This window comes from Nitrospirillum karajorum (genome assembly GCF_036348415.1).
Lineage (GTDB): Bacteria > Pseudomonadota > Alphaproteobacteria > Azospirillales > Azospirillaceae > Nitrospirillum > Nitrospirillum amazonense_B.
In genome coordinates this window covers 1,080,896-1,094,485 of sequence record NZ_JAZBQB010000002.1, presented here as the reverse complement: position 1 = coordinate 1,094,485, position 13,590 = coordinate 1,080,896, and the positions used below count along the sequence as shown (strand labels likewise).

General features: G+C 58.4%; 8 protein-coding genes. All 8 read left to right on the top strand.

Features of this window, described 5'->3' with window-relative positions; all coding sequences use genetic code 11:
• Positions 1-549: 549 nt before the first annotated feature.
• The 8 genes from UCD39_RS12395 (at position 550) to UCD39_RS12360 (ending at position 13,583) form a co-directional block, all read left to right on the top strand.
• Positions 550-7,227, top strand: a complete 6,678-nt coding sequence (locus UCD39_RS12395) for a glycosyltransferase (protein WP_330496307.1) — start codon at positions 550-552, stop codon at positions 7,225-7,227.
• A gap of 5 nt (positions 7,228-7,232) precedes the next feature.
• Positions 7,233-8,399, top strand: a complete 1,167-nt coding sequence (locus UCD39_RS12390) for an acyltransferase family protein (RefSeq protein WP_330496306.1) — start codon at positions 7,233-7,235, stop codon at positions 8,397-8,399.
• A 238-nt stretch (positions 8,400-8,637) separates the two neighbouring features.
• Complete coding sequence (locus UCD39_RS12385) at positions 8,638-9,105, top strand: GtrA family protein (RefSeq protein ID WP_330496305.1); 468 nt, start codon at positions 8,638-8,640, stop codon at positions 9,103-9,105.
• A 37-nt stretch (positions 9,106-9,142) separates the two neighbouring features.
• Positions 9,143-9,964: a glycosyltransferase family 2 protein gene (locus tag UCD39_RS12380; protein WP_330496304.1), complete on the top strand. Its 822-nt coding sequence runs from the start codon at positions 9,143-9,145 to the stop codon at positions 9,962-9,964.
• The gene (locus UCD39_RS12375) at positions 9,951-10,937 is read left to right on the top strand and encodes a lysylphosphatidylglycerol synthase domain-containing protein (protein WP_330496303.1); all 987 of its coding nucleotides are present in this window, start codon (positions 9,951-9,953) and stop codon (positions 10,935-10,937) included. The genes UCD39_RS12380 and UCD39_RS12375 overlap by 14 nt, the downstream gene beginning before the upstream one ends.
• A complete protein-coding gene (locus UCD39_RS12370; RefSeq protein WP_330496302.1) occupies positions 10,934-12,415 on the top strand; it encodes an aminoglycoside phosphotransferase family protein in 1,482 nt (493 codons plus the stop codon). Before UCD39_RS12375 ends, UCD39_RS12370 begins: the two co-directional genes overlap by 4 nt.
• Positions 12,412-12,837: an HAD family hydrolase gene (locus tag UCD39_RS12365; RefSeq protein ID WP_330496301.1), complete on the top strand. Its 426-nt coding sequence runs from the start codon at positions 12,412-12,414 to the stop codon at positions 12,835-12,837. The genes UCD39_RS12370 and UCD39_RS12365 overlap by 4 nt, the downstream gene beginning before the upstream one ends.
• Before the next feature lie 11 nt (positions 12,838-12,848).
• Positions 12,849-13,583, top strand: a complete 735-nt coding sequence (locus tag UCD39_RS12360) for a glycosyltransferase family 2 protein (RefSeq protein WP_330496300.1) — start codon at positions 12,849-12,851, stop codon at positions 13,581-13,583.
• Positions 13,584-13,590: the final 7 nt, after the last annotated feature.

Below are 13,590 nucleotides of genomic sequence, written 5' to 3'. Positions count from 1 at the left end.
TGCCGGGTTTCAGATTTATTACGGCGGATGGCATGAATTCTCCTTAATAAAGATAAATCACCATGTAACCTTGGCCCGGCAATATGTAGTCGGGACGAGGCAGCGGCCATCTGCGAAGCCGATCTTTGGCTCCTGGCAACCATGTCACAGCGCCACCGCGCCCCACAGGTGCCATCGGTGATGGCGCAAGGTCAAGCGGGTGCTATGGATAGCGCTCGTCGAGGTGATGTAGAGCCTTGCTTCCCTCCCACCTTGCCGTGTGGTCGCGAGGTGGTCTGGGGGACCGGAGGATGGCGATATCGCTTGAGTGGCCTGGGCCGATATGATTAGTTCCGCAGCAGGATGCTTGCGGTCTTGGGCGTGCCCCTTGCCTGGGAACAGCGGGTGGAGCCGTGAGTTGAAAGGACCGCCTATGCGAATGGGGAACGTTCTTCACCATTAATTTTATTGGCGTCGTGGTTGCGAGACTGCCATATTCCACGCTAATCCGCGTGAACGAGGTACGTAAAATTCTCGTCCATCATTTATTTTTTGTTGACTGGTGCAAATATGACCGAAATTCCTGAGCTGATTTACTGGCGAAAAGGTGAAAAAGAACAGAACTTCGGCGACTCACTCTCATCTATTATATTCGAGAAACTTTTCTATGTGATAACGGATGATAACCAGCCAGTCCGTATTATTGGCAGCTCCATACATGATTGGTTTAGCCCGTCACCTGAAGAGGTAGCCGCCGGGAAGACCGTGGTGTTTTGGGGATGCGGCATCCGTGAACGCGGTGGCCTGTCGGATGCAAACTATCAGAACATAGACGTCCTTACTGTCCGGGGGCCGATTTCCGCCAAGGAATTGCGCCTGGGGCGGGATGTGCCCTTGGGCGATACCGCGCTGGTTATGCCGGCCCTTTATCAGCCTCGTTTACGTGCGGAGTTCCGGGGCAAGTCAGTCTGCATACCCCATTTCCATGATCGGCGGCCGGACGATGAGCTGTTGGCGAAGTCCGGTTGTGATTTGGTCCTGCGGCCCAATATCCGCAATGGCGCCGCAGCCATCTATGACTTCATCGACGCTGTGTACTCCGCCGACTTTGTGCTGAGCGCCTCGTTGCATGGCGCTATTATCGCGGCGGCTTATGGACGTCCCTTCGCCTATGGCAATTTCGGCTCTATTGACTTACCTTTGAAGTGGGAGGATTTCGCTCGTTCGGTTGACATACCCTGCCAATTCTTCGATGAATTGGCGCCGGCGCGTTCCTTTTATCAGGATCAAATAAAGGACTGTATTTCCATCCCGTCCATGTGGCCGGCCTTGGCAAGAGCCCCATTCCTGATACGGTACGAGGCGCTTCTTCAGATCTTGGCTTACGAGGTCAGCCGCTTGAAGACGGGGGAAGCCACCGTCGATCTACGGGACTGCGTGACCACCTTTTCACGTCAGGCGGCACATTTTGACGCCATTTCCCAGAAGGCCTTGGGGCGTGCCAAGGCGCAGGCCGATGCTATCCGCACCCTGCAGACGGAGTTGGAGCGCGCCACGGCCCTAGCCGAGACGAAGGCCGCCGTCGCAAAGGAGCTTGAAGACCGGAGCGAGGAACTTCGCGCCCTGCTGGCCGAGCAGATCAGCATATCCGATCAGAAGGCTAATGCCGACCGGCATGCCTTCCAGCTGATGATTGACGACCTGGGTCAGCGCAAGGCCGAGTTGGAAACCGGAATGGCGGCGCTTCGTGAAAAGCTGGAGGCGAACGATCGAGTCCAGGAGCAGATCCGTATTGAGCTTGATGCCAAGCTGGCTGCAGCCACGAGTAAGGCTCAGGTAGAGATTGAGCAGGCCCGTCAAGAAGCCGCCGCCGCCCAGGCCGGATTCGAGCGGCGTCTTGCACAAATGCAGAAGGAGGCCGGCGACGCGGCGCGTGCTTCCGAAGCATTGGAGCGGCGTCTCGAGCAAGCGCAGCGGGAGGCCCAAGGCCTGAGGCTTGCTTCCGAGGCCGACCGCCTGCGTCATGGCGCGCAGATTGGCGAGTTGGAAGGCGCCTTAAAGAACGAGAATGACGATCTGCGTCAACGCCTCGACGCCGTACGGCACGCGTTGCAACGTCGGGAGTGGGAGGATTCTGACTGCCGCGCCCGCTTAAAGGGTCAAATTGAAATCCTGCGCAAGTCGCTGGAATCCGAACAGGTTGCCTTTGGGCGTCTTAATGTTGATCTTGCCGATACGGTCACCCGCAACAGACGGGAGATGGCTAGGACACGCCAGGAATTGGCGGTGGCGCGGCGCCATGCCCGGTCGTTGTCAGCTAATTTGGCCTTAACTGAGAGCAAACTGCGGCAGTTCACCGCCGATTCCCAACATCGGGGCCTGAGCCAAGCGAAGGCGCATTTCGGACATCTCCGCAGAGCGGCCGCGGATTTGTGGGCGTTCCGAGCGACGGACGTCTGGCGGAACCAGAAAAAGCTAGCGGCACTGGAGGTTTTGGTCCGGCAATCCGGCTTGTTTGATCTGAATTGGTATTTGGTGGCGAACCCGGATGTCCCCGGACTCGGTGTGGATCCACTGCGTCACTATCTGTTGGACGGCCAGACGCGACGTAGCCCCAACCCGATTTTCGACGCGGGCTATTATTTGGCGACCTATGAAGATGTGCGCCAGTCGGGTTTGAATCCCCTAGTTCATTATCTGGTGGAGGGGGCGGCTCGTGGATATGATCCCCATCCTCTGTTCCGCACCGCCCACTATCTATCGCGTCATCCTGAGGCGGTCGCGTCGGGCACGATGCCGTTGGCGCATTATTTATCGAAGGGGGAGGCCGCTGCTGATTGCCATCCTCTATTCGACGACCGATATTATGCCGCGTCTGGCGCCGAGATCAAAGGCTCCGGCCTTCCACCGCTTGTTCATTATCTGACAATCGGTGTTGAACTGCGCCTTAGCCCCAACCCGATTTTCAATGCTGAATGGTATGTTGCCCAATACCCGGATGCAGCCGGTACGGCGCTAGATCCCTTGTCGCATTATCTGGTGGTGGGAGCCGCCGCCGGGTACGATCCACATCCCCTGTTCAGTTGCGCGCATTACGGGCAGGTAAAGCCGGATGTCGCGACCTCTCCGCTGACGCCACTTGAGCATTATTTCCTGCCGGAGAACGCAGCCGGTCCCGCTCCCCACCCGCTGTTCGATGGCGCCTATTACCTCAGCACTAATCCAGACGCGGCCGGCTTCAATCCCCTGGCCCATTATCTTTGGATAGGCGGGCCCGAAGGACGGTCGCCGCATCCGCTGTTCGATAGCGCTTCTTATTTCAATAAGTACCCGGACGCGCGGTCATCGAGCCTAGACCCGCTGTCGCATTATCTGGCCGTAGGTGCTGCGGCAGGCTACGATCCCAATCCACTATTCGATGGCGCTTATTATCTGGCGTCGCATCCAGAAGTTTTGGCATCTAGCCAGAACCCGCTGCTGCATTACTTGAATAAAGCTGGTCAGGCCGGCATCAACCCGCATCCGCTGTTCGATGGCGCCTACTATTTAAGCACCTACCCGGATGTGAGGCAGTCGGGCCTTAATCCATTGGTGCACTATCTTCGCCTGGGGGGCCTCGAAGGCCGCCAGCCTCACCCGTTGTTCGATGGCGCGCACTATCTGGCGACCTATCCTGATGTGGCGCAGGCGGGTTTCAATCCTCTGGCACACTATCTACAGTCGGGTGGGATCGAAGGCCGTCAGGCACACCCGCTGTTCGATGGCGCCTATTATCTGGCGACATACCCGGACGTGGCACAAGCAGGTCTCAACCCGCTGATGCACTATCTGCAGTCCGGCGGGCTCGAAGGCCGTCAACCCCACCCGCTGTTCGATGGCGCGTACTATCTGGCGGCCTATCGGGATGTGGCACAAGCAGGTCTCAACCCGCTGGTGCACTATTTGCGTTTGGGGGGCCTTGAAGGCCGCCAGCCTCACCCGTTGTTCGACGGCGCGCACTATCTGGCGACCTATCCAGATGTGGCACGGGCGGGTATGGTGCCGCTGGTTCACTACATGCAGACGGGCGGGCTCGAAGGCCGCCAGCCGCACCCGTTGTTCGATGGCGCCTATTACTTGGCCACGTACCCGGACGTGGCGCAGGCGGGTTTCAATCCTCTGGCACACTATCTACAGTCGGGTGGGATCGAAGGCCGTCAGGCACACCCGCTGTTCGATGGCGCCTATTATCTGGCGACATACCCGGACGTGGCACAAGCAGGTCTCAACCCGCTGATGCACTATCTGCAGTCCGGCGGGCTCGAAGGTCGTCAACCCCACCCGCTGTTCGATGGCGCGTACTATCTGGCGGCATATCCAGACGTGGCGGAAGCGGGGACCAACCCGCTGGTGCACTATCTGCAGTCCGGTGCGCTTGAGGGCCGCCAGCCTCATGTGCTGTTCGATAGTGCCTACTATCTGAGCACTTATCCAGATGTGATGCAGTCGGGCTTGGATTCGCTGGCGCACTACATGCAGTCGGGTGGGCTTGAGGGACGCAGACCCCATCCGCTGTTCGATGGCCTCTGGTATTTGGGGGCTTATCCAGACGTGCGCGCGGCCGGTGTCCTTCCTCTGGAGCACTATCTACGGCTGGGGGGCCTGGAAGGTCGACAGCCGCATCCGCTGTTCGACGGCGCCTATTATCTGAGCACTTATCCAGATGTGCGTGCGGCCCGCCAAAACCCGTTGGCGCATTACCTCCTGTCCGGCGCTGAGGAGGGCCGCAAGCCCCATCTCCTCTTCGACGGCGCCTACTATCTTAGCCTCTACCTGGATGTGCAGGCGTCGGGGATGAATCCGCTGGTGCATTACATGCAGGCCGGCGGGGTGGAGGGCCGTAAGCCCCATCCATTGTTCGATGGGGCATATTACTTGATGCGTCGTCCAGACGTACGCGCGACGGGGGTGACTCCGCTGATCGACTATCTGTACGCGCCGCCGGAACATACGACCGATCCTAACCCCACTTTCGATACGGCCTACTATCTGGCGAACAATCCAGATGTAATCGCATCGGGAACCAATCCGCTGGTGCATTACCTGACGGTGGGCTTGCCGGCGGGACGCCTGGCTTATCCGCCCGCCGCGCTGCGCCGCCGCTACATCGACGAAGGGTTCAATCCAGATTGGTACGCCATGCGGTACAGCGATGTGGCTCTGTCAGATCTGCATCCGCATGCGCATTATCTGCTGAAGGGATATTCCACGGGCCAGCCGGCGCTAGCGGGTCAACCGGCCCAGGTCCCCATCGCTCAGCAGGAAATGCATTTTCCCAGCGTGGCCGATCCCCTCGTCACCATCGTCATTCCTGTTTACAAGAATGTGGCGGATACGCTGCGCTGCCTGCATTCCATTTGGAAGCAGCATGAAAACACGCGGGTCTCCTATTCGATCGTCCTGGCGGATGACTGTCCAGACGTGCCGACCTTGCCCTTGCTGGAAAACATCACGGGCATCACGGTCATTGAGAATGAGCAGAACCTGGGCTTCCTGCGGAACTGCAACAACGCTGCCCGGGGCCTGACCTCCGAATTCATCGTTTTCCTGAACAACGATACGGTGGTAACGCCCGGCTGGCTTGACAGCATGGTGGCGGTGGCGCAGCACGATCAGGCCATCGCCATGGTTGGCTGCAAGCTTCTGAACGCGGACGGGACTGTGCAGGAAGCTGGTGGCATCATCTTCCGTAATGGCTGGGGCCACCCCTTTGGTCATGGCGATGATCCCTTCAAACCCGAATACAATTATGTCCGGGAGGTTGATGTTGTCACCGGCGCCGCATTCTTGGTGCGCCGCAGCCATTTTGAAGAGGTGGGGATGCTGGACACGGCCTTCGCGCCAGCATTCTATGAAGAATTCGACTTGGCCTTCGCGTTCGCGAATGCGGGCTACAAGGTCATCTATCAGCCGGCCAGCGAGGTTTATCACCTGGGCAGCGCATCGTATGGCGTGGCCTTGCGGAACAAGCTGTCGACCATCAATCACGACAAGTTCTGCCGCAAGTGGACGCATCGCCTGAAGAATCAGGCGGTGGGCAAGGATGATTTGGCCGCAGCACGTGAACGGCAGGCGCCCAATGGCGTCGTGCTGGTCATCGATGATTTCGTGCCGAAATATGACAAGCACGCCGGGGCCTTGACGGTCTTCCAGTACATCCAGATGCTGACGGAAAAAGGGTTCAAGGTTATCTTCCTGCCCGACAACCGTGAGGCGATCCAACCATATACCCGGGTAATGCAGCAATTGGGGATCGAGGTCTTGACGGGCGACTTCGTGCTGGAGGATTGGCTGCGGCAGAACGGCTATCTGATCGACTGGGTCTGGGTGGCCCGGCCGGATGTGGCCAAGAAGTACATCGATATCTTGCGGTGCCTCACCTATGCCCGGGTGATTTATTATACGCATGACCTGCATTTTCTGCGGGAGGCGCGCCATTATGAGGTAGATGGCGATGCCTGGGCGTTGGAGGAAAGCCTTCGGCTGAAACCGCTGGAAACCTGGCTCTGCCAAACGGTGGACTGCGTCACCACACCTAGCAGCGAGGAGGCCAAGATCATCGCGGATCTCGCGCCCGGGCAAAGGATTGAAGTCCTGCCGCCTTATTTCTACAAGCCTGCGGGCGTGGGCGCGCTGGTGTCGACAGATGATATCGAAGAACGTGACACCCTGATTTTCGTTGGGGGATTCGACCACGTTCCCAATGTGGACGCGGCCATACTGTTGGTGCAGGAGGTCATGCCGCTGGTTTGGCAGGAAGTGCCCGAGGCTCGGGTCTGCATCGTCGGCAACAACCCGCCAGCCAGTGTCAAAGCGTTGGCTGGCGACCGGGTGGAGGTGACGGGTTACGTTCCCTATGTCGAACCCTATTATCAGCGCTCGCGCATGTCGGTTAGCCCGTTGCGCTATGGCGCCGGTGTGAAGGGCAAGATAGTGGCCAGCCTAGAGGCGGGCATCCCCGTGGTGACGACCACGATTGGGAATGAGGGCATCAACCTGAAGCCCGAGGTGGAGGCACTGGTTGCTGACGACCCGGCGGATATCGCCAACTGTGTGATTCGTTTGTTCCAGTCGCCTGAATTGACGCGGTCGCTGTCCGAAGCGGGGAAGAAGATTATCGCGGAGCGCTTCTCGGAGGAGCGTGCCTATCAGGCTTTCCTGCTCGCCCTAGGCAAGGTGGAATGCCCTGAAATTCGTAAAATAGCGTGATAATCATGCCTAAGTGGAAAGCGATACTATCGGGTCTTTTCGGCGCGCCTGGCACGCCGACCAAGGTCGATACCTTGCTTGACCGGGATCGGAACAATCTCGACGTCGTCCGCTTGTTCGCGGCGCTGGGGGTCATATTTGGCCATTCCTATGCTCTATTTTCCAATGCTGCGGGTTATAGAGAGCCGTTCGCCGCCCTGACAAAATTCGATAATTTGGGCGGATTGTCGGTAACGCTGTTTTTCTTCATCAGCGGCTTTCTGATCCCTGCCAGCTTCGTCAATTCAAAATCGCCTTTCCGCTATGCCTTGATGCGCGTGGCCCGGCTTTGGCCGGCGGCGACTGCCTGCATGGCGGTCGCGGCGTTCGTGATTGGCCCCTGGGTCAGTACACTAAGCCGGGCGGACTATTTCGCGTCGCCGATGCCGTGGGGATATTTCAGGGACGGGATTAGACTCTACCTGACACCTATCTATTTGCCTGGTGTCTTTGAACATAACCAGTATCCTCGCGTCGTCAATGGATCGATCTGGTCGCTTCCATTGGAACTGACGTGCTATTGCTACGTCTTCGTCCTGGGCTTGGTTGGTGCCTTCAGTTCCCGGGCACGAACTAACCTGCTGTGTCTGATCCTGATCGTTATCCACTTCACCTTTCCCCAGAAGTTATTCTATTTTGTGACTGATGATGACAGCACCATCAGGCTGGCGGCGGCCTTTCTCACCGGCACGTTCTTCTATGCGAACCGAAAAGTAATCCCGGTGGATTGGCGGGCGTTGCCGATTTTGTTCGCCGCTTGGTGGATGAGTCGCGCTACGCCGCTGTCGATGTATTTATTCTACCTATTCTGGTTTTATGCAGCGGTAGTGGCGGCCTGTTCGCGCTCTATCAAGGCCGCAGTGCGTCTGCCCGGTGACTATTCATACGGAGTTTATCTGTACGGCTTTTTGACACAGCAGACCCTGAACCACTTTTATCCCAAGCTGCCTGTCTTCACCGGTATGCTGCTGTCGATGGCGATGGCGCTTCTGCTGGGAGGGCTATCGTACCATTTGCTGGAACATCCGGTGATGGGGGGGCTCGTTGGCTGGTTCGTGTGGGAGCCGGTTGGCATGAACGAGGCGCACAGATGCTGGACCTTGTGGGATCTTTCTCCAAGGCGCGGCCCCTGAAGCGCGACGAGCCTGTCGCCTAAAGAGGTGTGGATGTAAAGAGGTGTAGATGGCGTGAAGGGGCCATCTGTGACAGAAGCGTTTTGCGGCGCTGGCGCGTGCCGCCGATATGCTTGTCTTGGCTGGATCCGGCAAGTATGGTCCAGTCGTCATGGGGACTACACTGGCGCCGTTGGCCTCTTCGCCGGAGCGAACCGCCGGGCTTCGGGCCTTTGGGATTTGCGATGGGTGGCCGGGAATGTGCGCGCTTGAACTAAGGGGCGAAAAAGGTCTTAGCCGTAAGGATTTGCGGGTCCATCGCTTCGCGCTTGTGTCCGGGGTCGGCTGGTGCATCGATTTGGGAATGATGAGCGGCTTGGTGGCGCTGTGCATTCCGACGTTCTTCGCCAACCTGGTTGGCGCGTCGCTGGCCATCAGCTTTGTTTTCCTGGTTTCTCAACGTCGCATTTTCATACATGACGGGCATGTCCTTGGCCGTCAGTTCCTGTACTACTGCCTATGGCAGGCTGCAGCGGTTCCGTTGGCGTCGTTGGCCATCGCCAGTTTGGCGCCCCTTATCGAGGCGACCGGCCTATTGCAGTTGCTGCCCATCCATGGACGGGTTATCGCCCCGGTGATCGCCAAGGCGCTTGTTACACCGGTCACATTGTACAGCAACTATTTATTCATGAGCTGGTTGCTGGAACGTAGATTGGCTTGGTATTGAAGGATGCTTGTGAGTGAATTTGTGGAGGTCCTGTTTTATGTCTGACAAAATTCTTTTGTTTATTCCCATGTATAATTGCGCTCCGCAGATTCCGCGCGTTCTCAATCAACTCCGTGATCCAGAGGTGGCTCGGCATTTCAGTGGAGTGATCTGCGTCGACAATCAATCGACGGACGATACCCTGGCCCAGGCTCGAGCGGCGCTGGCGATGGTCCCGGTCGCCCACCGGATTCTTTTGCGGAATGACGGCAATTATGGGTTGGGTGGCTCCCACAAGGTTGCCATTCAGTATGCCCTTACCCATGGCTACAGCCATCTCGTCGTGCTGCATGGTGATGACCAGGGGCATGTGGGCGACTTGGTTCCCCACTTGCGGGACGGCAGTTACCGGACGGTTGATTGCTTGTTGGGTGCCCGTTTCATGAAGGGGGCGCGCCTACAAGGCTATTCGCCACTGCGTACCGTCGCCAACATCGTGTTCAACGGCCTTTTTTCGCTGGTGACCGGCAACAGGCTCTACGACCTCGGTTCCGGCCTGAACCTTTACAAGGTGTCCATCTTCAAGGATGGTTTCCACCTCAAATATGCGGACGATCTGACCTTCAATTACTATCTGCTGATCGGCAGTTGCCAGTTGGGAGTCAGCCTGCGGTTCTTCCCACTCGCTTGGCGGGAGGATGACCAGATTTCCAATGCCAAGCTGTTTCGACAGGGCCGCCGGATGCTGCTCATGCTTTATCATCGATTGACCTCTCCGCAGGCCTTCCTGGCGGGTGAACATCGGGCGGTGGCGCGGGATGGCTATCCGTCGACGATTGTCGATCGGTGGAACGATGCCGCACGTTATGAAGCCGTCTAGCTTTAGCGCCCGGCAAGGGTGGCTTATCGTTCTGCTGCCACCTGCGGCCTTGGCCGCCTATCTCATCGTCTCGCCGCAATCTTTGGATGCGCAGTCGGTGGAGGTGGGAAGCGGTTGGTTGATTTTGGCTATTTTCCTTTATGCCCTTGCGCATGTCGTCCGGGCATTGCGCCTGGCTATCATCGCGGCACCGGTCATTGGAGGATCGGCGCGGACCATGTTCCTGTTGCACTTCCAGGTGACGCCGGTCTCTTTCTCGCTGCCGTTCAAGTTGGGGGATATCTATCGGTTGCAGCAGCTGGGGGGGCCCGCTGGCGAATGGGCGCGGGCTTTGCTTGTCATTCTGGTGGAGCGCATGATGGACGCCTTCGTCCTGTCTGCGCTTTGCCTGGCGCTGTTCGTGCGCGACAGTACGTTCCCGCCCAACTTGCTGATGATCGCCGTGGTCCTCTCCACCGCGATTGTTTTAGCCATGCTGGTGTTAGTGGCGGCCGGCCCGACCCTGACAAGCCTGCAGAAATATCTGTTCCGTTATCATATTTCCCAGAATGCCCGGATCGCCCTGCGCATAATCGTCTCCTCCCGGCGGGCGATGATCGTAGCGACAGGGGCGTTGCGCGGCAATTTGCTGCTGCTGATATTGCTGTCGATTGCCATCTGGTGTTGTGAGTGGGGATGTCTCGCGTCCCTGGTGAGCGAGATGAACGGCAAGGGCGGAGCCATCCTGATCAATGTCATCGCGATGGCCCTGTCATCCGGCGACGCGGTACTGCTGCCGCAAACCCCTGGGCGCCTGTATCTGTTGGTTGCGCTGGCTGTTATGGCGCTGACTTGGCCAGTGGCGACATATTTCTATCTGAAACGTCTCAAAGCATCCCCGCGGCGGCTCACGGCCACGGGCGTTCCGCCGCTTTCCGTGGTGCGTTTGCCGCGTCGCGTCCGCTTCAACGTTCCTCGGGCCAAATCATCATGAGTTACACGCTAACGATCATATACGATGACCGTCAGGCGCCGCCCGCCGAAATCGAGGGCATCATCGGCGCGGTTCGCTATTCCGACATTCTTCGGCGGCGCACCACGCTGGGGCAGGAGGTGCTGAAGATCGCGGAAAAGGGCGGGGCGTTCGATTTCTTCCACTTGGTAGATGATCGCGATGCCATCTTCCTTAGCGAGCTGGTCGAGGCCAGCCCCTATGAACGGCTCTTCCTACGGCTGCCATCCTGCCTTATGCCCATCCGTCAAGCCGTTCTGAGTGATTTCATTGCCCAGGCGGAGTTTGCCCCCGGAACGATCTTTCTGGCGCCACTGATGGAGGGCGAGGCCGCCAGCCTTTTGACGGCCAAGGACTTGATGCCCGTTCTGCGGCAACATGGCCCGACAACGGTCAGGGACTATCTGCTGGGCCTGTCGCGCAGCGCGGTGGTCATGGATAACCCCTTTGGCTTCGTGGATCTCCGCCAAGCTGGTGATTTCCTGTCCTTCATGAGCGGGGCCACCGAGACACGGGCGTTCAACTCCAACTACATTGAGCGGCGCTCCCTGCGCAAGAGCTCGACCGACCGCCACAAGATGGCGGCCGAATATGGCTTCTTCCATGTGGTGCCCGAGGCTCTGAAGCCATTCCTGCTGGCGACCTACGATTTCAAGGACGATGGTGAACGCGCAAGCTACGCTATGGAGCGCCTCGCCATTCCCGACGCCGCGCTGCAACTGATCCACCACGCCTTCGATCAATCGTCCTTCGCGACCTTGTTGGAAAGGTTCATTGATTTCATTGATGCCCGCCCTCGCCGCGATGCCGGGGTGGATGCTGTCCGGGCGAACGCGCGCGACGCCATCCTGGGCAAGATGAACCGGCGCCTGAAAGATTTCCTCGCCTTGTCGGAAGGACGCCGGCTCAATGAAATTCTGCTGGCGTGCGGGCCCTGTGGCGGTTTGGAAGAGATGGCCGTTCGCGCGGGCGCGTTGATCGAAAAGGCGATCGCCCGCGACACATCCGCCGGTCTGGTTATTGGCCACGGGGATGCCTGCTTTTCCAACATCTTGTTCGATCGGCGCACCGGCCTGATGCGGCTGATTGATCCGCGGGGTGCCCGCACCTTGGACGAGGGGTGGATGCACCCAGCCTATGATTTGGCCAAGTTCAGCCATTCCATCCTCGGTGGCTATGATTTCGTGAACAACGATCTGTTTGATTGCCAGCTTGGCGCTGGCCTGGGGTTGGGCCTTGCCCTGAAGGACGGCGGACCGCCGCCGGATCTGCAGGAGCAGTTCACGCGGATGCTGGATGAGCGGGCGCTGGCTGGGGGCGTTGATCGTTCGATCGTCCGATCCTATGAACTGTCGCTTTTCATGTCGATGCTTCCCCTGCACGTCGACCATCCGCGCAAACTGGCTGGCTTCGCCCTGATCGCCGCCTCCCTTATTTGCGACCTTGAAAGAGAAAAATGATCTCTGAGAAGAATGTGCTGGTGGTCGACATTGATGGGACGCTGTGTCCCATCAAATTGGCCGGGCAAAGCTATCAAGATGTTCCGCCTGAACCGTTGATGGTGGAGAGGCTGCGGCAGCTGGCGGCGGAGGGATGGCGCATCATCCTGCATTCGGCTCGGGGAATGCGGACCTTCCAGGGCAACACGGGTGAAATCAACCGCGCCCATCTGCCTGTGCTCCTCGACTGGCTCACGGTTCATCAGGTGCCTTTCCATGAAATTCACATGGGGAAGCCCTGGCCGGGCGAGAATGGTTTTTACATTGATGACCGGGCGGTGCGCCCGCGTGAGTTCCTGGAGATGTCGTTCGAAGAACTGGACGCCATCTGCGTCCGTGATCGTGTCGCTCGTCATGAAGAAGGTGCCGAATGTCAGGAGTGATGGCCATAACGATGGCTGGCTTCGGCTCACGCTTCGCCAAAGCGGGCTACAAGCTTCCGAAATATCGTATCGAGGTATTCGGGCGGCCGCTTTTCGACTGGTCATTGATGTCGCTCAGCGCGTTTCAGCAAGCTGGTTGGACGTTTTCTTTCGCGGTCCGGGCGGAAGATGATGCCCGGCATTTCATTGAGGAACGGTGCCACGCCTTGGGGCTCCCTATCGGCCATTTCCTGAACCTTGACTCGCCAACGGATGGACAGGCTACCACGGGTCGACTGCTGGCAGAGATGGCCGCTCCAGATCAGCCGTTCGCGATCTTCAACATCGACACTTTCGTGCGGCCGGGCAGCATGGCGCCACAGGCGATATCGTCGGATTGCGGTGGATGGGTACCCTGTTTCCCCGGCGAAGGAGACAAGTGGTCCTTTGTCCGCGTGAACGAAAGCGGGGTGGCGGTTGAGCTGCGTGAAAAAGTCCGCATTTCACCGCACGCCACCGTGGGATTTTATTGGTTCAAGTCGGCTGAACTATATCTGCGCGCCTACCGTCGGTTTTTTGCCCAGGGTGGTGAGGAAATGGGTGAGCGCTATGTTGCGCCGATGTACAATCAACTGATTGCGGATGGCCAGATCGTGCGCTTACAGATGCTGGAAGTGGGGGATGTTGGCCAACTGGGTACGCCCGAGCAAGTCGCCGACTTTGAACGGATGCCGCCGCCGGCGGCTGTACCTTATATTGCGTCTTGAATACGCG